The following is a 21,324-nucleotide window of genomic DNA, read 5'->3' on the forward strand; positions in this document are numbered from 1 at the left end:
GGGCGGCCTCCAAATGGGCCGCCAGTTCGCGAGATTTTCAATCTCATGCACAAAAGCCCCACCGCTGACATCACGCGCAACTCCCACCTTCATTCCGCCAAAACAACTCCCGCCGGAGGCTCCACCAGTCGCCGCGACCACACCATCGGCGTTCAACTGCAATTGCCGCATCCATCGGCTTGACCAATCCCGCCGCAAGCCTCACCTTGCGACCTGAGCAGTAGGAGACCCAAAATGGCAGGCAAAACCGCCCCATTTGCGAAATTTGAGTGGATGATCGCGTGGCGCTACATCCGGGCCAAGCGGGCCGAAGGTGGGGTCAGCGTCATGACGTGGATCAGCCTGATCGGCGTCACGCTTGCGGTTTTCGCCTTGATCGCGACACTCGCGGTGCGCTCTGGGTTCCGCGCTGAATTTGTCGATACCATCCTCGGCTCCAACGCCCATGTTTCGGTCTACCGCCAATCAGAAGTCGTGCCGGATTCTGGCCGTTACACGCAGTTAATCAAAGATTACGACACGCTCGCCAGCGACCTCGCGCAAGTCGAAGGCGTGACGCGCACTGCGCCGCTCGTTCGCGGGCAGGTCATGGGCAACTTTGGCGACAGCAATGCTGCCGTTGATGTCTACGGCATTTCCTTTGACAATCTCTTAACGATCCCGCGCATTGCTAATCCCGAAGAATTTTCAGGCGATATCAATGACTTTGAAGACGGTATTGCCATCGGGTCAGCGCTTGCCAAAGATCTTGGCGTCGGTGTCGGCGACCGGATCAAGATCATCTCGCCCAACGGCGCACGTACCGCGCTTGGCACCACACCGCGTGTGAATGTCTACGATGTGGTCTATATCTTCACTGCCGGACGTTACGACATCGACAAAATCAGGGCCTATCTGCCGATCACTGAAGCGCAACTTTTCTTCAACCGCGATGGTGTCGCAACCGAGATCGAAGTCATGGTCGAAGACCCCGATGAGATCGAAAAGTACCTACCAGATATCATGGCAACAGTCGGCGACGGTGGCTACGTCTGGACGTGGCGCGATAGCGCAGGCGCATTTTTGCGCGCCCTCGAAGTCGAAGACAACGTGATGTTCGTGATCCTCTCGATCCTCGTTTTGATCGCGTCGATGAACATCATTTCAGGCCTGATTATGCTGGTCAAAAACAAAGGCCGCGACGTCGGCATCTTGCGCACCATGGGTCTGACCGAAGGCTCGATCCTGCGGATTTTCTTTATCTGTGGCGCGGGCATCGGCACAGCAGGCACGTTATTTGGCGTGATCTTGGGCTGCCTCTTTGCGCTTTATATCGATCAAATCTTTGGCTTCGTGAATTCCATCGGCAACGGCGGCGTCTGGGACCCATCCATTCGCGGCATCTACCGTTTGCCCGCCGAACTCCAACTCAAAGACGTGATTTCGGCGGTATCCCTATCGCTTTCACTGTCATGGATTATCACAATTTTTCCAGCCCGTCGCGCGGCACGGATGAACCCAGTCGAGGCCCTGCGTTATGAATAATATCTTAGACGTCGCAGGGATCACCAAGACGTATAACGCGGGCAAACCCAACGCGGTAACCGTGTTGCAAGGGGCCAGTCTGTCCGTGCAACCGGGCGAAGTCGTGGCGCTCGTCGCGCCATCGGGTGCCGGGAAATCAACGCTGCTGCACATTGCGGGTCTGCTCGACAGTCCCGACGAAGGCACAGTCACGATCAATGGCACCGATATGACGAACCTGTCTGACCGTAAACGGACAGCGGTGCGGCGGTCCGAAGTGGGCTTTATCTACCAATTCCACCACCTGCTGCCCGAATTCACGGCACTTGAAAATATTGTCCTGCCGCAGCTTGCGAACGGTATCGACGAAGCCGCAGCAACGGACCATGCCAAGAATTTGCTGGCACGTGTCGGTGTTGAGACACGGGCTGAGCACCGTCCAGCTGCGCTCTCTGGTGGTGAACAACAACGTGTCGCGTTCTGTCGGGCCTTGGCGAATAACCCATCGCTCCTGCTGGCGGACGAGCCTACCGGCAACCTCGACCCGGACACCTCCGACCGCGTGTTCGACGCGCTGATGGAGCTTGTGCGCGGCACCGGATTGTCTGCCGTGATCGCCACGCACAACCTAGACCTCGCGGCGCGCATGGACCGGACTGTGCGCATGGATGCTGGGACATTAACCCAAATTTAGAGCTGGGTGCGGTGGACGGGCAGGAGCCTCCGGCGGGGATTTAGAAAAAGTCAAAGAAGCGGGGGATGCGTTCAGTGTCGTCTGCTAGGGCTGCTACGCTTTTTGAGTGAGAAAGACGCCCATTGCCATCACTGCAATTCCTGAGATGCGGGTCATATTTAACGGCGTGACGTTTGCACCGAACAGGCCAAAGTGATCAATCGCAGCTGCAGAAATCATTTGCCCGATCAACACCAAGAACACTGCATTTCCGATACCGATAACGGGCGCGATCCAAGAGATCGACAACAGATAAAACGCGATCAGAAGCCCTGCTAAAAACAGGTATTTCGGGGCGCTGGCCAGCTTTGCAATCGCGCTTGGGGCCGTGAGTAGTGCCACCACGAGGGCACACACAAACGCCACGATGAACAACGCCGCCGCAGCGGCTGCAGGTGATCCGATCAACCGCCCCAGCGCAGAATTTAAAGCCGCCAAAATCGGAATGCCAATGCCCGCTGTCAGCATGATAAAGTAGTAATTTGACACGCGATCTCCTATCATTTGAACATCTTAGAACCACACTGATCCATATCAAAGCACCGACGGATTTTTTCAGTCAACGTCGGTGCAACCAAGGAGCTTAAGATGCGTAAATCCATGATGCTTTTCCCGCTTTTGCTTGCGGCATGCGTGACCGAAACCGAAATTCCGGATGGGCGCAATGCCTTTATGCAGGATTGCGCGGGCTGTCACGGCACCGACGGCAAAGGGTCCGGCCCGCTCGTGTCTGGTGTTGGCCTGATCGCCGCCGATCTGACGAAAATTTCCACACGCAATGGTGGGGTGTTCCCGCGTCAAGAAGTCATGGCAATTATCGACGGGCTAGATCGCGAACCGCATTTTTCCCGCGCGATGCCCGAATTTGGCGCTGGTGATCTAGGCGAAGCGGTCATTGTCGAAGGCGCCGACGGGCTAGGCACACCGACCCCCATCGGCCTGATCGCGCTCGCTGATTATCTCGAACAGATCCAAGAGCTGTGACAAAACTGTGACCCACGCAAACGTGTGGTGAAACTTTGGCTGATCCTGCTACGTGTTTTCTCAACCAAACGCTAAGGAGCCTCCAATGACGTTTTTCCGCACCGCTTTGATCGCCGCAACGCTTGTCGGAACTGCGGTTTCTGCCGGTCCTGTCAGCTTTGCAAACGGGTGGTCAGAACAGAAGTTGTCGCTGTTTTCCAACAACAGCTATAGCTTTGGCACCGCGCTCAGCATGTCGTCGAATGGGGGCGTGTCCATCGCGTGGACGCGTCTGCCGCAGTCTGAATGGCAATCCAGCACCGCCCAGTGGACATGGACCGTCGAGCAATCCGTGCCCGCGACGGACTTGCGCCAAAAAGGTGGTGATGACCGCAACTTGTCGCTCTATTTTGTGTTTGTACCTGACGATCAGGCCGAAGCGCTTCAAGGCGCTAACATCCGGCAATTGCTGGGAAATAGCGACGTGCGCGTCCTGCTTTATGTCTGGGGTGGCAACCATACACGCGGATCGCAATTCGCATCGCCCTATCTACAAGGGCAAGGCGTCAACGTGATGCTGCGCCAAGCTGGGACGGGATCATTCACCGAAAACGTGGACCTCGCGGCGGACTATGCGCGGGCATTCGGAGGGCAACCCGGATCACTCGTCGGCCTCGCTGTATCGGGTGATAGCGATGATACGGATAGCGCCATTCGAGCGGCGATTGGTGGGATGTCATTGGGGTGATAAGGGCGTTTTACCACCCACAGGTATCGCGTAACTCACTTATAGGGTGTCAATGCCACGTATATCAAATGTAGCGGTTACCGAGCTTTCACTGAACGACATCCGTCCTGAGCATGCGTAATGTCGCGCCTGAAATGCAAAAAAGTAAAAGCTGTGAAAAGCGCATCCCCAGTCCTCTAATTAATCACGGCATGGTTACGTGAGCTTTGGAGAGTTTCAAGAATCAAACATCCAACTCCTCCACGAACCGCGCGTTTTCCTGAATATACTGGAACCGTAGCTCCGGTTTCTTCCCCATCAGTCGCTCAACCAAATCCCCAGTTTCACCCGGCAGATCGTCGTCAATCGACACACGGATCAGCTTGCGGGTCTCGGGGTTCATCGTCGTGTCTTTCAGGTCTTTTGCGTCCATCTCGCCCAGACCCTTAAATCGCTGCATGTCGATTTTTCCTTTGCCGCCCAGACCCTTCTCCATCATCAGGTTCTTTTCGGCATCATCGGCGACGTACAAACGCTTGGCCCCTTGGGTCAGGCGGTACAGCGGCGGGCAGGCCAGATAGAGGTGGCCGTGATCGATCATCGGCCGCATCTGCGTAAAGAAGAACGTCATCAGCAGCGCCGCAATGTGCGCCCCGTCAACATCCGCATCGGTCATGATGATAATTTTGTCGTAACGCAGATCATCGACGACAAATTTCGGCCCAAGTTGCACACCCAGCGCCTGCGTCAGATCGTTAATTTCGGCGTTCGAGCCCAGCTTGTTGGACGCAGCCCCCAGCACGTTCAAAATCTTACCGCGCAAGGGCAGCAACGCCTGCGTTTTACGGTTCCGCGCCATCTTGGCAGAGCCGCCCGCAGAATCACCCTCGACGATGAACAACTCTGTGCCCTCGCGGTTTGTGGCCGAACAATCGACCAGTTTACCGGGCAGGCGCAGTTTCTTTGTTGCGGTCTTACGTGCGGTCTCTTTTTCCTGTTTACGGCGCAGGCGTTCTTCGGCCCGCAGCACAAGGAAATCGAGGATCGACCCCGCCGATTTTGTATCTGCCGCCAACCAGTTGTCAAAGTGGTCGCGCACGGCATTTTCAACCATACGTTGCGCCTCGGTGGTGGCCAAACGGTCCTTTGTTTGCCCCACAAATTCGGGCTCACGGATAAAGCAGGACACCAGCGCACCGGCCCCCGTCGTCAGGTCATCGCGGCTGATCGTGCTGGCCTTGCGATTGCTCACCAATTCGCCATACGCCTTGATGCCTTTCAAGATAGCAGCCCAGAAACCCGCCTCGTGTGTGCCGCCCTCGGGCGTGGGGACGGTGTTACAATACGACTGGATGAAACCGTCGCGTGTCGGCGTCCAGTTGATCGCCCATTCGACCTTACCCGGAACCCCAAACTTTTCTTTAAAATCAACAGTCCCTGCAAATGGCGCATCCGCATAAGTCGTCGCACCAGACAGCGTTTCGTTCAAATAATCCGCCAAGCCTCCGGGGAATTTGAACATCGCTTCTTTAGGTGTTTCGCCGTCATCAATCCCCGTTTTCCAACGAATTTCAACGCCTGAAAACAGGTATGCTTTCGACCGCGCCATCTTGAACAAACGCGCTGGTTTCAGCTTCAATGACCCGAAAATATCCGGATCAGGGTGGAACGTCACAGATGTCCCGCGCCGATTAGGGGCAGCTCCGATTTTCGCGAGCGGCGCCTGCGGCACACCGCGCGAAAACTCCATCATGAACAGTTCTTTATTCCGCGCCACTTCAACCCGAAGGTGATCGGACAAGGCGTTCACAACAGACGAGCCAACACCGTGCAACCCACCCGATGTCTCGTAAGAATCCCCCGAGAATTTACCACCCGCGTTCAGCGTACAGAAAATGATCTCAAGAGCGGTTTTCGAAGGGTCTTTCGGGTGCGGATCGGTCGGAATACCCCGTCCGTTATCGCGCACCGTGCAATGGCCGTTCTCGTGCAGTTCAATCTCGATCCACGTCGCGTGACCTGCAACGGCTTCGTCCATCGAGTTATCGACAATTTCTGCGACCATATGGTGCAAAGCGCGATCATCCTTGCCGCCGATATACATGCCGGGGCGCAGGCGGACGTGCTCCATGTCCTCCAGCACTTGAATGCTGGACGCGTCATATGTGCTTTTTTCGTTTTCACCAGAGCCTGAAAGAAGATCGCTCGCCATACTGCCGCCCCTTATTTGTTTGCCGCATTATGAGGCCGGCGACGGGCAAGGGCAATCAGATGATTGCGCTTATCCACAAGATGTTGAGGGCGGACCTGCACTTCACCACTTGCGCGGACCGCTGCGACACGGTTTGGTGTGCCGGACACAGTAAACCCGACACAATAACAAGACATTAACAAACCAGAGGCGCACCATGACCATCGCGGCATTCGATCTAGCACAATTTGAAACCGCGACGGGGGCAGATCGCGCCGCATTGGCCGCGCAGTTGGACGACATGTGCCGCAGCACAGGCTTTGTTATTCTGACCGGACATGGCGTTGCGTCCGAGACTATCACTGACATCTGGGCTGCCGCGAATGCGTTTTTCGCGCAGGACGTCGCGGCCAAGCAGGCGGCGGCACCCGTCTACGCGGGCGCGCCCTACGGCTATCTTGGCCCGAACCAAGAGGCGCTCGCGAAAAGCAAAGGCGTTGATACACCCCCAGATTTGAAAGAAAGCTTTAACGGTCGCGCCCGCACCCTAAACGCACAGGTCGATGATCCGGACGCGCGGGCCTTCGCGCTGGCCGAAACCCCATGGCCGGACCTTCCCGGATTTCGCGAGGCGTGGACCGCATATTACACTGCCGTCGAAGACCTTGCCGCGCGGATCATGGTTGCTTTTGCCGAGGCGTTGAACCTGCCGTCAAACTTCTTCGAGCCGTTCAACACCGACCCGGTGTCCGCCATGCGCGCGCTGCATTACCCCGCGACGATCGGGCAGGCCGAAACTGGCCAGCAACGCGCAGGTGCGCACACCGATTACGGGGCGCTTACGATCCTGCTGCCGCAACCGAAATCCCAAGGTTTGCAGGTCATGCAAGACGACGAATGGCACGATGTGGCGACAGTCGAAGGGGCTTTTGTCATCAATATCGGCGACCTGATGGCGCGGTGGACCGCTGATCGTTGGGTCAGCACATTGCACCGCGTTGTGGCCAAGCCTGACCAACCGAAACGCCTGTCGCTCGCCTATTTCCACCAGCCGGATTGGAATGCGGAAATCACACCGCTGGACGGCTCTGACGCTTATCCCCCGATCTCTTTTGGCGCATATTTGATGGGTAAATTTAACGCTGCTGCGGGCTGACATATAGGCGGTTAGCGGACGGGCGATCCAGAGGTCGTTTTTCACCACGAAAACGCCGCAAAGGGTCCGTCGCTTTGCATTCGCTCTATTTTCAAGCAACTGATCGATTTGCGCCAAAAGATTACGCTGGACGCATGCAAAACCGCGCCCTAAGCGTATCTGATGCAACTAGTAGCCTTAACATATCCGCAACACTCTCGCGCTATTATGAAGCTCGGGATGCCCCTTGTTCTCAGTAACCTCGCTCAGTTCGCGATTCACATCACGGATACTGTAATGCTGGGGTGGTATTCGGTGGCAGCGCTCGCCGCGTCGACTATCGCGGGGACGTTCTTTTTCCTGACGTTTATTGTCGGCGCAGGCTTTGCCCAAGCGGTGACGCCCTTGGTCGCAACTGCCGCAGAGGCGGGCGATGACCAGCAGGTCCGACGCGCCACGCGCATGGCGCTTTGGTTGTCGGTGATCTACGGCGGCGTAATGATGATCCCGTTCATCTGGACTGAAGCGATCATGATCGCCATTGGCCAAGACCCTGAAGTCGCGGCACTGACCCAAATCTACCTGCACATCGTCGCCTTCCAGATGATCCCCGCGTTGCTCGTCATGACGCTGAAAAGCTTTCTCGCCGCGTTGGAAAAAACGGCGATTATCCTGTGGTCCACAATCGGGACCGCCGTGTTGAACGGTTTCTTCAACTACGCGTTGATCTTTGGCAATTGGGGGGCGCCGGAACTTGGGATCAAGGGCGCTGCAATTTCGTCGGTCACAATGACCGTGTTGAATGTGGCGATCTTGCTGACCTACGCGCTATGGAAAACACCGCAATTCCAACTGCTTAAAAACGTCTTTGCACCTGATACCGAAGTGATGAAGCGGGTCTTTTCCCTCGGCTGGCCCATCGGTCTGACAGCCATGGCCGAAGGCGGATTGTTCAGCGCATCAGCTGTGATGATCGGTTGGTTGGGGCCTTTGCCGTTGGCGGCACACGGGATTGCGATCCAATTGGCCAGCCTCACATTCATGGTCCATATCGGCTTTTCACAGGCGGCAACCGTGCGGGCAGGGCGCGCGCTAGGGCGCAACGACGAGGACAGCTTGCGCAAGGGCGGCAAAGTCGCAATCACGCTTTCCGCGATTTTTGCGGTCGCGACGATGTTCGTGTTCCTGCTGTTCCCGGAACCGCTGATCGCTGCCTTCATCGACCCGGACGAGCCTGCCAAAGCAGAGCTGATGAAAATCGGCGTAGCATTGCTGGCCTGCGCAGGATTGTTCCAAGTCGTGGACGCGCTGCAAGTCATGGCGCTCGGCCTATTGCGCGGTGTGCAAGACACTAAAGTCCCGATGATTTACGCGACAATCAGTTACTGGATCATCGGCCTTCCGGTCAGTTACGTCCTCGCATTCCCACTCGGTCTCGAAGGGGTCGGCCTCTGGCTAGGCCTCGTCGTCGGCTTGGCCGTCGCAGCGGTGCTGCTGCTAAGACGGTTCTGGGGCCGTTCGGTTTACATTTCGTAAACATGAAAAAGGGACGCGCCATCTCAGGCACGTCCCTGATTAACTTAGCACTAGGAACATCTCGTTAACTTAGTACTAGGTAAAGTCGACGAACTTAGCCCTCTTGTGGCTGCTGCTCTAGGACATCTGCGAGTGCCTTTTCGTCGTTGCCATTACATGACAGCATGATTGACGAGATTGTGTCGTCGTCACGTTCAACACCTTCAACTTCGCCATAAAGCTCGTTCAAAGTGGACGTTTGTTCTTGGCGATCCAGTGCTGCAAATTCTGCACAAGTTACCATATCGGCGGTCTCGTGACCGTCAGCGAATGCAGTAGTTGCGGCAGTCATTGCAAAAAGGCTCAGGGCGGATGCTTTTACGAAAGTATTCATTCTAATTCTCCAGTTATTTGCTTTCAGCGCTGCATTAACAGCTTGTGATATAACAACAGGTGAAGCGGGTATTGGTTGCGTCGAGATGTGAAATAAAGTCAGAAATACAGCCGATTTGCGTGTAGTGCATTGTTTTTCATAGGTTTAATTCGTCAATTTGGATTGACGGGACGCACCCGCACCCAAACAACAGACCGCAAAATCAGATTTCCAATGCAGATTTAAGCGTCGTCTCTGTCTTTCATCACCCGATCAGCCTTTTTGCGAACCAGAACAGAACGCAGGTCGTGCATCGCGAGTAGCAGCACGTCGGTCACTTGCTCTAGTTGCTCTTCGGTCGCGCGTGCTTGAACCCATTGGGTCGTCAGGTTCATGTGATCCACAGTCCGCAGAATATCATCTACATCCCGCTCAGCTAGCAAGGCGACACGGTCGTTCAGCCAGTCTTGGATCGCAGAGATATCAGGTTCTGTCAGTACATGATCGCCGTGCGGTTTGACCTCGCCATTGCGCACGTTCACCGCCGCGATGTGATCCATCTCGATCCGCCGCTGCCGATTGTCCGTATCAACACGAAACACAAATGCACCGTTTTCGCGCACGCGGAAGTAATAGTCTGGAAGCTCGGATGACATGGATAACACTCGTATGATCGACAGGATAAGTCTGCAAACCTTAACAGCAGGTTTAAGGACGCGCTACCGTGGCGTTGCGGTTAACGCAGACCTTCGCAGAACGTGATAATCCGGTTGCAGGCGTCGGTCAGCGTGGCGTTTGCCGTTGCATAGCTGACGCGGAAATTAGGCGACAACCCAAACGCGGCACCAAACACCACGGCCACGCCCGTTTCCTCTAGCAATGCGGTCGCGAAAACTTCGTCATCGGTAATCACGACGCCCGCCTTTGAGGTCTTGCCAATGCAGCCCGCAATCGACGGATATACATAAAACGCGCCTTCGGGTTTCGGGCAAACGATGCCGGGTGCTTTGTTCAGCAGATCGACGACCAGATCGCGGCGACCGATAAACAATGCGTTGTTCGGGGCAAGGAAATCCTGCGTGCCGTTCAACGCTTCAACCGCCGCCCACTGGCTGATCGTGCAGGGGTTCGACGTGGACTGTGACTGCACCTTGCGCATCGCCTTGATCAACACGTCAGGCCCACCCGCGTAGCCGATCCGCCAGCCCGTCATCGCATAGGCTTTGGACACGCCATTGACGGTCAATGTGCGGTCATACAAGGCAGGTTCGACCTGCGCAGGCGTGCAGAATTTGAAATCGCCGTACGCCAGATGTTCATACATATCATCCGTCATCACCCACACATGCGGGTGGCGCAGCAGCACATCCGTCAAGGCTTTCAATTCGTCCCAAGAATATCCGGCACCTGTCGGATTGGACGGCGAATTGAACAAAAACCACTTTGTTTTCGGCGTAATCGCGGCCTCTAGTTGGTCGGCAGTGATCTTGTAACCTTGTTCCATCACACCGTCGATGAACACAGGCTCGCCGCCACCCAGCTTCACCATATCAGGGTAGGACACCCAATACGGGGCAGGGATGATCACCTCGTCATCGGCATTCAAAGTCGCGACAAAAGCGTTATACAACACTTGCTTGCCGCCCGTACCGACTGTGACTTGGGCGGGTGTGTAAGACAGGTCATTGTCGCGCTTGAACTTGTCGCAGATCGCTTGCTTCAGCTCAGGAATGCCATCCACAGCCGTATATTTCGTCTTGCCCTCAGCAATGGCTGCGATGCCCGCGTCCTTGATGTTCTGCGGCGTATCAAAATCCGGCTCGCCCGCACCTAGGCCAATCACATCACGCCCAGCAGCTTTCAATTCTTGTGCTTTGGTCGTGACCGCGATGGTCGGTGATGGTTTCACACGATCAAGTGTCGCAGACAGAAAAGTCATGGGGTGCGTCCTGTGGTCAACTACGTTTAGCCATGTCATATGTTGGACATGGCCCCTGACGCAAGCGACAAGGACACGAGCAATGACTGACGAGAATAACTGGTATAGCGACGATGCTGCGACCCTCGGTGATCGGCTGGTTGCAGCCCGATCCGCATCGGGTTTGACGCAAGAAGCGCTGGCAAACAAACTCGGGGTTAAAATTGTGACGCTCGACGCTTGGGAAAACGACTGGAAAGAACCGCGTGCGAACCGCTTGCAGACGCTTTCCGGACTTCTCGGTGTGTCACTGCGTTGGCTCTTGACCGGCGTAGGCGATGGGCCCGACAACCCCGAAGACACGGCCGAAATCCCCACGGACGTCAACGATATGTTGGCCGAAATGCGCAAACTTCGCGCGCAAATCGCCCGCTCATCGGTGAAACTAGGGGAACTAGAGAAACGATTACGCAAGGCACTGACGATCCAATGACCGAACCCCGAGAAACCAAACTAAAGCGGCTGCATATGCGGTCAATCCGACGCGGGATCAAAGAAATGGACCTGATCCTGACCGCCTACGCGACGGACCATATGCCGGGACTTTCTGACGCGGAATTAGTCACTTACGATGATTTTCTGGCGGAATATGACCACGACATATACGGCTGGATCACCGGCACCGGCACCGCACCTGCAGAATATGCGCATATCATGTCCGATATCATGAAATTGGCGTCGGGTTTGACAAGGCCAAATTGAACTTTGCGGCTTTACTGTAAATTTAACGAAATATTGGGATTCTCCTGTCATTGCTTGTGGACGCAGTGATTGACGGAGAAAAAGATGAGCATTCATTCCCAAGTAGCGACGGAACAAGACGTGCCAGAACAAGCCAGCACCGTCGCATTTATGGCGAGCTATCTCGAAGGTCTGACATTAGTCGAACGCCTTCATCGATTGTTGCTAGATGTGATTAAAGACGAATTCGAACGAGTCGGCGTGTTGGAAATCAACGCGGTGCAAGCGCTGTTGTTGTTCAACATCGGTGACAATGAGGTAACAGCAGGCGAGCTGAAATCGCGCGGCTATTACCAAGGTTCAAACGTCAGCTATAACCTCAAGAAACTCGTTGATATGGGCTACATGCACCATCAACGATCAGAGGTGGACAGGCGTTCTGTGCGGGTTAGCCTGACTGAAAAAGGGCGGCACGTCCGGACGATCGTCGCAAAACTTTTCGCGACCCATGCCGAGGGCTTGATGAGCCGCGGTGTTCTCGATCATCAAGGAATGGAAGATATCTCAACATCGCTGCGGCGGGTTGAGCGGTATTGGACAGAACAGATCCGCTACATCTACTAGGCTGGGGTAAATGGTCTTTGCGCTGACCACTGGCCAGCGCAAATCACGTTTCGTGATCACCAGTGTCCGGTGTTTTCCATGCTCGCCCAAGGCTCTTGAGCGGGCAGGCGGTCACCGTCTTGTAGCAACTCGATAGAGACGTTGTCTGGCGAGCGTACAAACGCCATGTGCCCGTCGCGCGGCGGACGATTGATCGTGACGCCATTGTCCATCAAATGTTGGCACAGCGCGTAGATATCGGACGTGCCATAGGCAAGGTGGCCAAAATGGCGGCTGTCAGATGGCAGTGCATCGTCGCCGTCCCAGTTATAAGTCAATTCAACAGGGCAATCCTCGTCGCCGGGGGCCGCCATGAACAACAACGTAAAACGACCACCTTCGTTTTCGATCCGACGTGTTTCAGTCATGCCAAGCAGTTCGAAAAACGCGATTGACGCATCTAGATCTTTAACACGCACCATTGTGTGCAGGTATTTTAGTGACATTGGGGGACTCCTTCAGTTGTCAGCGCAACCTAGGGCGACACCCCACAATGTCCAAGTCGAAACATCTAGAATGACGACGAGATATCAAAACCCACGTTCACATAATCGCGTTCAAATAATGCAACACTTGCGTCACGCACGACCTTTTCAACGTTCACGACAGGGCGGAACCCCAAGAACTCGATCTCGGTGAAAACGGCACGCACTGAGACAGAGGTTGTCTGCTCGTCGCGACCGGTGATCGGCGCAAATGCCGACGTCTCATATTCGCGGTCTTCGTAACTGACATTCGCGCTCAACTGCACACCCATAATGGGCTCTGGAAATCCGTAGCTGACGCCGTATTTGACGGATTCAAACACGCTATCCGTATCGACCGACTGGCTTTCTGTCAGGGCGACACTCAAGCCGAACGCGCCCAGATTTTCCAGATCCCGCGCCCATGTTGTCGTCGCACTAAACGTCGTCACCGCGTCATCACCCTTATAGGCGAGCTGTTTTTGGGCAAAGCCAGACAAAGATATCGTATCGCGTTCGGACAATTCCCACGATTGGCGGGCGGATGCCGTGACAAACCGTGCATCGGGATCACCCGCGCTCCAGCTTTGTGCAAAGGACAATGTCGCAGTGGTCGGCTGCATATCAGGGGCCAAGATAAAGCGATGCGTCGCACCAAGGCTCAGCGTTGCGCTCGAAAAGTCGCCGCCATCGACGCCGTCTTCGGCCTGATCACGCGCATTTTCCGTCAAACGATACGTCCGCGCTGAAATACCTGCATTTAAAAATGTGGCCGACGTCGCGCTGCTATGCACCCGATAGCGCAAATCCGCGTTGCCCGCGATTTCCCAACCTGACAACGCTTGCGCGTTCCCATTCAGACGGAACGGCAACCCAAGATCGAACAGGTCCGTTGTTTCGCTAGAACTGCCGTTATTCACGTTCGTGGTCGGCGTGATCCCAAACCGCAGATTGACAGACATAGGGTTGCGAGACCGCAAAAACTGGTAGTCCTGCGCAACAGCAGCACTCGCTTCGTCGTTCGGCGCCGTTTGACGGGCCAAACGCAGCCAAACCTGCGAACGCGTGTAATTTTCCTGCTGGGCATGTGCAAAGGCTACAAGGCGAGACGCGGAAAAACGTTGGTTTGGCGTCGCCGCATTCCAATAAGCCCGACGTCCGAATTCTACCGCGCCTTCAAAGTCATTTGCCAATAACGCGGCTTCCGTCCGCATCATCAACGCAGCAGCGTCAGATGGATCACGTTCCAGCAACGCATTCGCAGCTTGAGCCGCAACACCTGCGTCGCCTTGCTCTAGCGCGGTCACAGCTAACTGTTGCACTTGACGAACGCTAAGCTGCACTTGCTGGGATGCAGCAGGTGCAGCGAATAGGACCGAGGCGAGTGCCGCTGCGGGAAGGCAGCGGCGCCAAATTCTAGCGTGTGGCAATGAACCCACCTGTTTCTTGTGCAATAACATTACCAAACCGTGAATCTTCCACTTCAAACACCAAAATACCAACAACTTCACCACCGTCCGCAACATCTGTCATATCGCCAGCGAGTATACCGAAGTAATTACCAACTTCATAATCGACGTGATCGCCAGATCTAGGGTCAATAATCCGGTTGCTCACTTCTCCAGCGATTTCTCCACTAGTCGAGATCGTTGTGCCACCTGCGCGGACAACAAAGTTCAAATCGGGTGCCTGAATGGCGGCGTCATCATGATCGTCCGTGCGCAATTCGTCAGTGAAAACGGTGATCTCTGCTCCGTTCGCTGCATAATAGTGACGGTTCGTCAGCACACCCTTCAGGCCCGGTGTTCCGTCAAAATCGTCAAAGTCGATATCGAGCGAGACATCTGCCTGCGACAATTCGATCTCCGAGATTTTGTCAAAGACGCGCAGCCCAGCGTAGGTGCCGGTAAAGGTCGCTTGGCCTTCTGTCGGCAAGACGTGATTGCCAGCGCGTTGGTACGAATAACTACCAAAGCCATAATCAGTATATCCACCCGTCCGAACAATCGCGAGAGCAGAGCGCGGTGTACCATCTTCCAACGTAACTGTGCTGGCGTTGTACAAGGCAAAGTACGGAATACTCTGTCCAACGGGGGCGCCAGTCAGTGAATCTTCCACCACGAAATCGGCTTGAAACACCTTGTTATCACCGATCGATTCGATTGCGCCGAAACGCTGATACGTATTCAGACCGTCAAATGCCAAACCATCGACGAAAAAAGTGTCCTCATCGACGTTGAAAACAAGCGCAGACGCGATGCCGCCATTTCCATCAGTCGGTTCTTGGCGGATGATATCACCGCGATCCGCGAGCGCGTCATCAAGAGCGATCGAGTCAGTGTTGTCCGAGAGAAACTCATCAGGGCTGCCGACTTCGATGGCCGCTTCTTCTTCGTTGAAAAACGGCTGTCCGTCTCCACACGCTGCAAGGGTGGCCAACAGGGCCAGGGAAATCGGTGTGCGTATCATGTGTGAAGTCCGCTTTTTACTACAAAATAAAGATTTGTATCACTGTCGGGTGCGGTGTGGTGCGTGTCAACGGAACACACACCGCAGGGGCGGACAGGGGCGCATTTTCCAAGTCATATCGTTACTTTTGAGCAACTCTGACCCACATGTTGTTGATTGTGTGACGCCGGCTGGATCGTTTCAAGACGCCTCCGACGCCGCCAGCACACTACGCAAAATGCGCCAATCTTGTACCGTTTCAAGACAACCCTGACGCGCTCCGCTAAGTCTATTACCAATCAGCTGCGGCGATTCGAGCACCACCAAGGGGACCAGCATGCAAGAATACCTTAACGCACTCCAAACCGTCCTGGACGAAGGCGTGCCATCCGATGACCGCACCGGCACCGGCACAATCTCGCATTTCGGACTGCAATGCCGCTACGATCTGCGCCAAGGCTTCCCGCTCGTGACCACCAAAAAACTCCACCTGCGCTCGATCATCCACGAACTACTCTGGTTCCTCGCAGGCGATACCAACATCACCTACCTCAAAGACAACGGTGTGCGGATCTGGGATGAATGGGCGGATGAAAACGGCGACCTCGGTCCTGTCTACGGGCATCAATGGCGGCACTTCCCGCAGGTTAAAAACAACACCTTCGTCGGTGAAATCGACCAAATCCAAACGCTGCTCGACGCGATCAAGACCAATCCATCCAGTCGCCGCCACATCGTTTCTGCGTGGAATCCGGGCGACGTGGACGACATGGCGCTGCCGCCGTGCCACACGCTGTGGCAGGTGCGGGTGCAGGGCGACACGATGCACATGCAGCTCTATCAACGCTCCGCTGACATGTTCTTGGGCGTGCCGTTCAACATCGCATCCTACGCGCTGCTGCTTGAGATGCTCGCGCATGTGACAGGGTACAAAGCGGGGAATTTCATCCACACCATGGGCGACGCGCACATCTATTCCAACCACATGGATCAGGTCGCGACACAGCTTGCACGCAAACCGCACGAAGCACCGCGCTTGATCATAAATCGTCAAGTATCATCGCTGTTTGACTTCAAATACGACGACTTCACGTTCGAAAACTACAATCCTGATGCGGCGATCAAAGCGCCCGTGGCGGTGTAATCATGATCTCACTCATCGTTGCACGGGCCAAAAACGGGGCCATCGGACGGGACGGGGACATGCCATGGGACTTGCCCGAAGACCTCGCGATGTTCCAACGCGAAACGCGCGGCGGGGCGGTCATCATGGGGCGGCGTACATGGGAAAGCTTGCCCGAAGCCTACCGCCCCCTCAAAGGTCGCTTTAACGTGGTCGTCACACGATCCGACCTGTCGGGACCGGAGGCAGTTGTCGGATCAATCGAAGACGCCATCGCAGCCTGCATGGCCGCGAAATACACCCGCATCTACGGCATCGGCGGCGCGGGCATCTACAAAGCACTCCTGCCACACGCCCACCGCCTACTCATCACCGAAGTCGACCTCACAATCGCCGACGCCGACACGTTCTTTCCTGATTTTGATGAAGCGGAGTGGTCAGAGATCGGGCGGCACGTATTGCGGGACGAGGGGCCTGAGTGTGTTTTACGGGAGTTGGTAAACAACTGAAGGGAAAATTTTCTGTTTTTAGTAGTTTTGAGATACCCCCCCCATATCCCTTAGATTGTGTTATCTAAATTGTACTTTAAGAACGTTACTCTGCGAGTATGGGGGCAAATAGCTTGTCGAAGATAAACGTTAAATTACCTAGCCGATTAGACACGATAACCGCAATTTTTAATATCGGCCTAGGAAAGCTAGACCTCTCGAACAGCTCGGAATGCCACTTACATTTCACGGAATGTAGCTTCGGTACTCCGTTGCCTATGTTGTTGTTGGGACGTGAAATTCTTGCCTTGGTGCGAAAATTCCCTCACGTAGATTTCAAATTTTGGACTAGAGATGGCAATTTTCAAGGCTATGCAGACCATGTCGGCTTTTTCCGGTTTTGTGGTATTGCCAGAGGCAACCCGGTGGGCGCTGTCGATGGGACAGGAAACTATCAGCCAATTCAAATTATGAAGCTCAATCAATTGAGAGAAGATGCTGGCGAGGAACCCTACGCAAATATTGCGCAAGAGAGAGCAACCGCTTTAGCAACGGTATTGTCTCAGAACGCTGGAGATGATTGTCATCAGGCATTGCAATATGTTCTTCGTGAAATAATTCGCAACGCGATGGAGCATAGTAGGGCTGAATTCCTTGTTTATTTCGCGCAGCATTGGAAGAATTTAGACAAGGCTGAAGTAGTCTTGTTTGACACGGGTATTGGCGTCCATGGTTCCTTTAAAGAAAAGCCAGAGTTTGCGGACGCGTCGGACGTGGAAGCACTGAACATGGCAATGACGCCTGGACTAACCTGCGCCACTGAAGCTGAAATTGCCGCGCAACACCCTGACGCAAGAAATTCGGGGTTTGGTTTGTATCTGAGTAGCCGTATTTGCTCTGACAATGGAGGCCGATTGAGGCTAATGAGTGGAAGTAGAACGGCTACAGTAACGGCTGGAAATCTAACCCACAATGATTGGGGATTTGATGGAACTTGTGTCGAGATGTCCCTCAAGCCTTCAAAGTTGATAAATTTCAAGGAGCGTTTTGAGACCTATATTAAGGACGGTGAAAAGTTGTCACCAAAAGGCTCTAAGGCATCAAGTTTTAGCAAGATGATGACAATTTAAATTTTCCGGTAACTTGAGCAACCTTTTCACACCTTCACAATATTTCCAGCCATTTGCCGCCCGTCGCGTCCATCAATCAAATCGTAGGTCACTTTCTCGTCGTCGGTCACTCCGCTGATCCCTGACTGCTCGATGGCCGAGATATGCACAAAGACGTCCGGCCCGCCTGCGTCGGGCGCGATAAATCCGAACCCTTTGGCGGTGTTGAACCATTTGACTGTTCCGCTTGGCATGTGGGGTCTCTCGCTCTTCAATTCCTGTTGATGGTGTCCTAAGGGTAAAGGGATTTTAGCGAGGGCAAATGGCGCAAGGGGCATCGCGGCCCCTCAGGTTTCATTTGTCTAAAAAGGAGGCATCGATGCGCTTTATTGGTTTAAAAACATGCGACACCTGCCGCAAGGCGCTCAAGGCGCTGACCGCTGCGGGCCACGACGTCACCGTCACGGACGTTCGCGCTGACGGGCTGTCGGACGCGGATATTGACCAAATCGTCGCAAAATTCCCCCTCAAGGCAATCAACAAATCCTCAACGACGTGGCGGGGCCTCACGGACGCCGAAAAAGACAGCGATCCCAAAGAGTTGCTAAAAGCTAACCCAACATTAATGAAGCGTCCGGTCATCATCTCCGACGACTGGACCATCGGCTGGGACAAAACCACCCAAGCCAAATGGCTTGGCGAATAACCCCCGCGTTCCTATCTGCAAGCAAAGGAGAACGACATGCGCAACGCAGCTGGCATCTTAGGAATCATCGCGGGCCTGATGGGGATCATCGTTGGATTGGTGGGCTACGGCTTCGCTGAACTGACAGCCAATAGCCCCGACATCGGCGAGGCGTTTTGGGTGGTTGAGAACCCCGATTTCATCCGCGCGGCAAGCTTCATCGCGCCGCTTCTGGCGATCGCGGGCGGCGCAATGGCCAAGACGCGCGCGTTGTGGGCAGGCATCGCGCTGCTGCTGTCCTGCGCTGCATTCTATAGCGCGTTTGGGTTCAACATCGGGACCATGTTCCCGATTGGCTTTGCCGGGTTGGGTGGTCTGTTGGCCATCGCTGCAGGCAAGCCGGACGAGGAGAAGGCCCACTTCTGATTGCAATGCTGCAGGTGAAACCTTCCCCGCGGGGAAGACGTGCCGTGTGTTTACGGGTTGGTAATGCCCGAAGTGTTGTGTCGCGTGGCAGATGTGGGCCATGAGTTGTTATGGCGAAATGAAGCACGGGGCGGCGCAGGATAGCGCCGCCCCGTGTTTGTTTTAACGTAGATCTGGTGGCGTTGCTTCGACTTTGAGGTCGTTCAGGATCTCGTCGAGGGCAATCACTTTGGTTTGCTTTTCGCCCAGGCGCCGTAGATTGACGGTCCGTTCTTCGACCTCACGCGCCCCAATCGCGAGGATCGCAGGCACCTTACCAAGCGAGTGTTCGCGGACCTTGTAGTTGATTTTCTCGTTGCGGGTATCGGCCTCGGCCCGCACGCCAGCGGCTTTCAAGGCTGCCACGATTTCATGCACGTAATCGTCCGCGTCCGAGATAATCGAGGCCACAACGACCTGACGCGGGGCCAGCCAGAACGGCAGTTTGCCTGCGTGTTCTTCGATCAGGATGCCGATGAAACGCTCGAATGACCCCAAGGTCGCGCGGTGCAACATGTAAGGCAGGTGCTTTTCGCCATCGGTGCCGATGTAGCTAGCACCCAAACGGTCCGGCATGTTGCTGTCGACTTGCAACGTGCCACACTGCCAATCGCGGCCAATCGCGTCGGTCAGCACGAATTCGAGTTTCGGCCCGTAGAACGCGCCTTCACCTTCTTGCAATTCGTATTCATATCCGGCGGCGTTACAGGCTTTGCCCAATGCGGCCTCGAGTTTGTCCCATGTTTCCTCAGAGCCGATCCGTTTTTCAGGGCGGGTCGAGAGCTTGATCGACCAGTTTTCAAAGCCGAGTTCCGCGTAGATTTCCGACAGGAACGCGATGAACATTTCTGTCTCGGATTCGATCTGGTCTTCGGTGCAAAAGATGTGCCCGTCGTCTTGGGTAAAGCCGCGCACCCGCATGATGCCGTGCAACGCGCCAGAGGGTTCGTAGCGGTTGCATGAGCCGAATTCGGCCATGCGCAGCGGCAGTTCGCGGTAGGATTTCAAACCTTGGTTAAAGACCTGAACGTGGCACGGACAGTTCATTGGTTTCAAGGCGTTGATGGTTTTTTCGCGGGCGTGGTCTTCGTCAACTTCGACGATGAACATGTTCTCTTGGTAGCTTTCCCAGTGGCCTGATTTTTCCCACAACTGGCGGTTCACAACCTGCGGTGTGTTCACTTCGACGTAGCCGCCAGCCCGTTGGCGGCGGCGCATGTAGTCTTGCAGTTCGGTATAGATCGTCCAACCGTTCGGGTGCCAGAATACCTGTCCCGGGGCCTCTTCTTGCATATGAAAAAGGTTCATTTCGCGGCCCAGTTTGCGGTGATCGCGCAGGGCTGCTTCTTCAAGCCGGTGAAGGTGCTGCTTGAGCCCTTCTTTGTTGGTAAACGCGGCCCCGTAGATGCGTTGCAGCATGGGGCGATTGCTGTCGCCGCGCCAATAAGCACCCGCGATGGACATCAGTTTGAAGCCGTCAGCAGGGACTTGGCCAGTGTTTTGCAGGTGCGGCCCACGGCACAAATCCTGCCAGTCGCCGTGCCAATACATGCGCAGTGGCTCGTCGCCCGGAATGCTTTCGATCAATTCGACTTTGTACGGCTCGCCCTTGTCCTGATAGTGCTGGATCGCGCGGGGACGGTCCCAGATTTCGGTGCGGACTTCATCACGCTTGTTGATGATTTCCTTCATCTTTTTCTCGATCAACGCGAGGTCTTCGGGCACAAAAGGTTCTTTGCGGTCAAAGTCATAGTACCAGCCGTCTTTGATGACAGGCCCGATTGTGACCTGCACATTCGGCCAAAGTTCTTGCACCGCACGCGCCATAATATGCGCCAGATCGTGCCGCACGAGTTCGAGTGCCTGTTCGTCATCTTTCATGGTGTGCAGCGCGATGCTCGCGTCTGTCTCAATCGGCCACTGGAGGTCGTAGTGCTGACCGTTCACAGTCGCAGAAATCGCCTTTTTGCGCAGGCTGCTTGAGATATCAGCGGCCACGTCAGCGGCGGTGATGCCAGCCTCGTATTGGCGTGCGTTACCATCGGGAAATGTAAGAGAGATTTGGGCCATGCTGTGCGGC

24 protein-coding genes are annotated in these 21,324 nt (G+C 55.1%); 14 read left to right on the top strand and 10 right to left on the bottom strand.

Going from position 1 to position 21,324, the window contains the following annotated elements; translation table 11 throughout:
- The first annotated feature begins 234 nt into the window (after positions 1-234).
- Together FHS72_RS02385 and FHS72_RS02390 are read left to right on the top strand one after the other, a co-directional pair.
- Entirely contained in the window at positions 235-1,524 is a 1,290-nt protein-coding gene (locus tag FHS72_RS02385) for an ABC transporter permease (protein ID WP_183524956.1), read from the top strand.
- Positions 1,517-2,197 carry an ABC transporter ATP-binding protein gene (locus FHS72_RS02390; RefSeq protein ID WP_183524959.1) on the top strand — a complete coding sequence of 227 codons (681 nt, stop codon included), beginning with the start codon at positions 1,517-1,519 and terminating at the stop codon, positions 2,195-2,197. The genes FHS72_RS02385 and FHS72_RS02390 overlap by 8 nt, the downstream gene beginning before the upstream one ends.
- Positions 2,198-2,290: 93 nt before the next feature.
- Here FHS72_RS02390 and FHS72_RS02395 read toward each other — a convergent pair whose 3' ends face one another.
- Positions 2,291-2,725: a DMT family transporter gene (locus FHS72_RS02395; RefSeq protein WP_183524962.1), complete on the bottom strand. Its 435-nt coding sequence runs from the start codon at positions 2,723-2,725 to the stop codon at positions 2,291-2,293.
- A gap of 99 nt (positions 2,726-2,824) precedes the next feature.
- Between FHS72_RS02395 and FHS72_RS02400 the strand changes: the two genes are divergently transcribed.
- Positions 2,825-3,220, top strand: coding sequence for a c-type cytochrome (locus FHS72_RS02400; RefSeq protein WP_183524966.1), 396 nt, complete (start codon positions 2,825-2,827; stop codon positions 3,218-3,220).
- 85 nt (positions 3,221-3,305) lie between these two features.
- Complete coding sequence (locus tag FHS72_RS02405; RefSeq protein ID WP_183524969.1) at positions 3,306-3,947, top strand: DUF3047 domain-containing protein; 642 nt, start codon at positions 3,306-3,308, stop codon at positions 3,945-3,947.
- A 223-nt stretch (positions 3,948-4,170) separates the two neighbouring features.
- On the opposite strand, the gene FHS72_RS02410 is transcribed toward FHS72_RS02405, so the two are convergent.
- Positions 4,171-6,138, bottom strand: a complete 1,968-nt coding sequence (locus tag FHS72_RS02410; RefSeq protein ID WP_183524972.1) for a DNA gyrase/topoisomerase IV subunit B — start codon at positions 6,136-6,138, stop codon at positions 4,171-4,173.
- Positions 6,139-6,334: 196 nt separating this feature from the next.
- On the opposite strand from FHS72_RS02410, the gene FHS72_RS02415 reads away from it, so the two are divergent.
- Positions 6,335-7,273 (top strand): isopenicillin N synthase family dioxygenase, encoded by a 939-nt coding sequence (locus tag FHS72_RS02415; protein ID WP_183524976.1) that lies wholly within the window; start codon positions 6,335-6,337, stop codon positions 7,271-7,273.
- Positions 7,274-7,492: 219 nt separating this feature from the next.
- Positions 7,493-8,788 (top strand): MATE family efflux transporter, encoded by a 1,296-nt coding sequence (locus FHS72_RS02420; RefSeq protein ID WP_246414424.1) that lies wholly within the window; start codon positions 7,493-7,495, stop codon positions 8,786-8,788.
- A gap of 94 nt (positions 8,789-8,882) precedes the next feature.
- Here the strand turns inward: FHS72_RS02420 and FHS72_RS02425 are convergent, their stop codons facing one another.
- From FHS72_RS02425 to FHS72_RS02435, 3 genes are all read right to left on the bottom strand, one after another.
- Positions 8,883-9,161, bottom strand: coding sequence for a hypothetical protein (locus tag FHS72_RS02425; RefSeq protein WP_183524982.1), 279 nt, complete (start codon positions 9,159-9,161; stop codon positions 8,883-8,885).
- A 221-nt stretch (positions 9,162-9,382) separates the two neighbouring features.
- On the bottom strand, positions 9,383-9,796 hold the full coding sequence (locus FHS72_RS02430; protein WP_183524985.1) for a hypothetical protein: 414 nt from the start codon (positions 9,794-9,796) through the stop codon (positions 9,383-9,385).
- Between the two features lie 80 nt (positions 9,797-9,876).
- Positions 9,877-11,079, bottom strand: a complete 1,203-nt coding sequence (locus FHS72_RS02435; RefSeq protein WP_183524987.1) for a pyridoxal phosphate-dependent aminotransferase — start codon at positions 11,077-11,079, stop codon at positions 9,877-9,879.
- A gap of 82 nt (positions 11,080-11,161) precedes the next feature.
- Here FHS72_RS02435 and FHS72_RS02440 point away from each other — a divergent pair, with 82 nt between their 5' ends.
- From FHS72_RS02440 to FHS72_RS02450, 3 genes are all read left to right on the top strand, one after another.
- A complete protein-coding gene (locus FHS72_RS02440; RefSeq protein WP_183524990.1) occupies positions 11,162-11,551 on the top strand; it encodes a helix-turn-helix domain-containing protein in 390 nt (129 codons plus the stop codon).
- The gene (locus FHS72_RS02445) at positions 11,548-11,820 is read left to right on the top strand and encodes an FAD assembly factor SdhE (protein WP_183524993.1); all 273 of its coding nucleotides are present in this window, start codon (positions 11,548-11,550) and stop codon (positions 11,818-11,820) included. The genes FHS72_RS02440 and FHS72_RS02445 overlap by 4 nt, the downstream gene beginning before the upstream one ends.
- Positions 11,821-11,904: 84 nt before the next feature.
- Positions 11,905-12,423 (top strand): MarR family winged helix-turn-helix transcriptional regulator, encoded by a 519-nt coding sequence (locus tag FHS72_RS02450; RefSeq protein ID WP_183524996.1) that lies wholly within the window; start codon positions 11,905-11,907, stop codon positions 12,421-12,423.
- A gap of 56 nt (positions 12,424-12,479) precedes the next feature.
- On the opposite strand, the gene FHS72_RS02455 is transcribed toward FHS72_RS02450, so the two are convergent.
- The 3 genes from FHS72_RS02455 to FHS72_RS02465 form a co-directional block, all read right to left on the bottom strand.
- Positions 12,480-12,908 carry a VOC family protein gene (locus tag FHS72_RS02455; RefSeq protein ID WP_183524999.1) on the bottom strand — a complete coding sequence of 143 codons (429 nt, stop codon included), beginning with the start codon at positions 12,906-12,908 and terminating at the stop codon, positions 12,480-12,482.
- 65 nt (positions 12,909-12,973) lie between these two features.
- Positions 12,974-14,248, bottom strand: coding sequence for a tetratricopeptide repeat protein (locus FHS72_RS02460; protein WP_183525002.1), 1,275 nt, complete (start codon positions 14,246-14,248; stop codon positions 12,974-12,976).
- A 94-nt stretch (positions 14,249-14,342) separates the two neighbouring features.
- Positions 14,343-15,395, bottom strand: coding sequence for a hypothetical protein (locus tag FHS72_RS02465; RefSeq protein WP_183525005.1), 1,053 nt, complete (start codon positions 15,393-15,395; stop codon positions 14,343-14,345).
- 316 nt (positions 15,396-15,711) lie between these two features.
- On the opposite strand from FHS72_RS02465, the gene FHS72_RS02470 reads away from it, so the two are divergent.
- From FHS72_RS02470 to FHS72_RS02480, 3 genes are all read left to right on the top strand, one after another.
- Positions 15,712-16,518 (top strand): thymidylate synthase, encoded by an 807-nt coding sequence (locus FHS72_RS02470; protein ID WP_183525008.1) that lies wholly within the window; start codon positions 15,712-15,714, stop codon positions 16,516-16,518.
- Positions 16,519-16,520: 2 nt separating this feature from the next.
- Complete coding sequence (locus tag FHS72_RS02475) at positions 16,521-17,006, top strand: dihydrofolate reductase (RefSeq protein WP_183525011.1); 486 nt, start codon at positions 16,521-16,523, stop codon at positions 17,004-17,006.
- A gap of 113 nt (positions 17,007-17,119) precedes the next feature.
- On the top strand, positions 17,120-18,115 hold the full coding sequence (locus tag FHS72_RS02480; protein ID WP_183525014.1) for an ATP-binding protein: 996 nt from the start codon (positions 17,120-17,122) through the stop codon (positions 18,113-18,115).
- Positions 18,116-18,141: 26 nt separating this feature from the next.
- On the opposite strand, the gene FHS72_RS02485 is transcribed toward FHS72_RS02480, so the two are convergent.
- Complete coding sequence (locus tag FHS72_RS02485) at positions 18,142-18,348, bottom strand: cold-shock protein (protein WP_183525017.1); 207 nt, start codon at positions 18,346-18,348, stop codon at positions 18,142-18,144.
- A 125-nt stretch (positions 18,349-18,473) separates the two neighbouring features.
- Here FHS72_RS02485 and FHS72_RS02490 point away from each other — a divergent pair, with 125 nt between their 5' ends.
- Positions 18,474-18,800 carry an arsenate reductase family protein gene (locus FHS72_RS02490; protein WP_183525020.1) on the top strand — a complete coding sequence of 109 codons (327 nt, stop codon included), beginning with the start codon at positions 18,474-18,476 and terminating at the stop codon, positions 18,798-18,800.
- A gap of 36 nt (positions 18,801-18,836) precedes the next feature.
- Entirely contained in the window at positions 18,837-19,205 is a 369-nt protein-coding gene (locus tag FHS72_RS02495) for a hypothetical protein (RefSeq protein ID WP_183525023.1), read from the top strand.
- 162 nt (positions 19,206-19,367) lie between these two features.
- Here the strand turns inward: FHS72_RS02495 and thrS are convergent, their stop codons facing one another.
- A complete protein-coding gene (gene thrS / locus FHS72_RS02500; RefSeq protein ID WP_183525026.1) occupies positions 19,368-21,314 on the bottom strand; it encodes a threonine--tRNA ligase in 1,947 nt (648 codons plus the stop codon).
- Positions 21,315-21,324: the final 10 nt, after the last annotated feature.

The sequence above is a fragment of the Yoonia ponticola genome (genome assembly GCF_014199395.1).
Classification (GTDB): Bacteria; Pseudomonadota; Alphaproteobacteria; order Rhodobacterales; family Rhodobacteraceae; genus Yoonia; species Yoonia ponticola.

Excerpts from the sequence above, each read along its gene's own strand:
- FHS72_RS02475 (WP_183525011.1), top strand. The coding sequence starts at position 16,521 with ATGATCTCACTCATCGTTGCACGGGCCAAAAACGGGGCCATCGGACGG.
- FHS72_RS02410 (WP_183524972.1), bottom strand. The coding sequence starts at position 6,138 with ATGGCGAGCGATCTTCTTTCAGGCTCTGGTGAAAACGAAAAAAGCACA.
- FHS72_RS02455 (WP_183524999.1), bottom strand. The coding sequence starts at position 12,908 with ATGTCACTAAAATACCTGCACACAATGGTGCGTGTTAAAGATCTAGAT.
- FHS72_RS02400 (WP_183524966.1), top strand. The coding sequence starts at position 2,825 with ATGCGTAAATCCATGATGCTTTTCCCGCTTTTGCTTGCGGCATGCGTG.
- FHS72_RS02435 (WP_183524987.1), bottom strand. The coding sequence starts at position 11,079 with ATGACTTTTCTGTCTGCGACACTTGATCGTGTGAAACCATCACCGACC.
- FHS72_RS02485 (WP_183525017.1), bottom strand. The coding sequence starts at position 18,348 with ATGCCAAGCGGAACAGTCAAATGGTTCAACACCGCCAAAGGGTTCGGA.
- FHS72_RS02450 (WP_183524996.1), top strand. The coding sequence starts at position 11,905 with ATGAGCATTCATTCCCAAGTAGCGACGGAACAAGACGTGCCAGAACAA.
- FHS72_RS02385 (WP_183524956.1), top strand. The coding sequence starts at position 235 with ATGGCAGGCAAAACCGCCCCATTTGCGAAATTTGAGTGGATGATCGCG.
- FHS72_RS02470 (WP_183525008.1), top strand. The coding sequence starts at position 15,712 with ATGCAAGAATACCTTAACGCACTCCAAACCGTCCTGGACGAAGGCGTG.
- FHS72_RS02390 (WP_183524959.1), top strand. The coding sequence starts at position 1,517 with ATGAATAATATCTTAGACGTCGCAGGGATCACCAAGACGTATAACGCG.
- FHS72_RS02465 (WP_183525005.1), bottom strand. The coding sequence starts at position 15,395 with ATGATACGCACACCGATTTCCCTGGCCCTGTTGGCCACCCTTGCAGCG.
- FHS72_RS02440 (WP_183524990.1), top strand. The coding sequence starts at position 11,162 with ATGACTGACGAGAATAACTGGTATAGCGACGATGCTGCGACCCTCGGT.
- FHS72_RS02430 (WP_183524985.1), bottom strand. The coding sequence starts at position 9,796 with ATGTCATCCGAGCTTCCAGACTATTACTTCCGCGTGCGCGAAAACGGT.
- FHS72_RS02495 (WP_183525023.1), top strand. The coding sequence starts at position 18,837 with ATGCGCAACGCAGCTGGCATCTTAGGAATCATCGCGGGCCTGATGGGG.
- FHS72_RS02415 (WP_183524976.1), top strand. The coding sequence starts at position 6,335 with ATGACCATCGCGGCATTCGATCTAGCACAATTTGAAACCGCGACGGGG.
- thrS (WP_183525026.1), bottom strand. The coding sequence starts at position 21,314 with ATGGCCCAAATCTCTCTTACATTTCCCGATGGTAACGCACGCCAATAC.
- FHS72_RS02420 (WP_246414424.1), top strand. The coding sequence starts at position 7,493 with ATGCCCCTTGTTCTCAGTAACCTCGCTCAGTTCGCGATTCACATCACG.
- FHS72_RS02490 (WP_183525020.1), top strand. The coding sequence starts at position 18,474 with ATGCGCTTTATTGGTTTAAAAACATGCGACACCTGCCGCAAGGCGCTC.
- FHS72_RS02405 (WP_183524969.1), top strand. The coding sequence starts at position 3,306 with ATGACGTTTTTCCGCACCGCTTTGATCGCCGCAACGCTTGTCGGAACT.
- FHS72_RS02425 (WP_183524982.1), bottom strand. The coding sequence starts at position 9,161 with ATGAATACTTTCGTAAAAGCATCCGCCCTGAGCCTTTTTGCAATGACT.
- FHS72_RS02445 (WP_183524993.1), top strand. The coding sequence starts at position 11,548 with ATGACCGAACCCCGAGAAACCAAACTAAAGCGGCTGCATATGCGGTCA.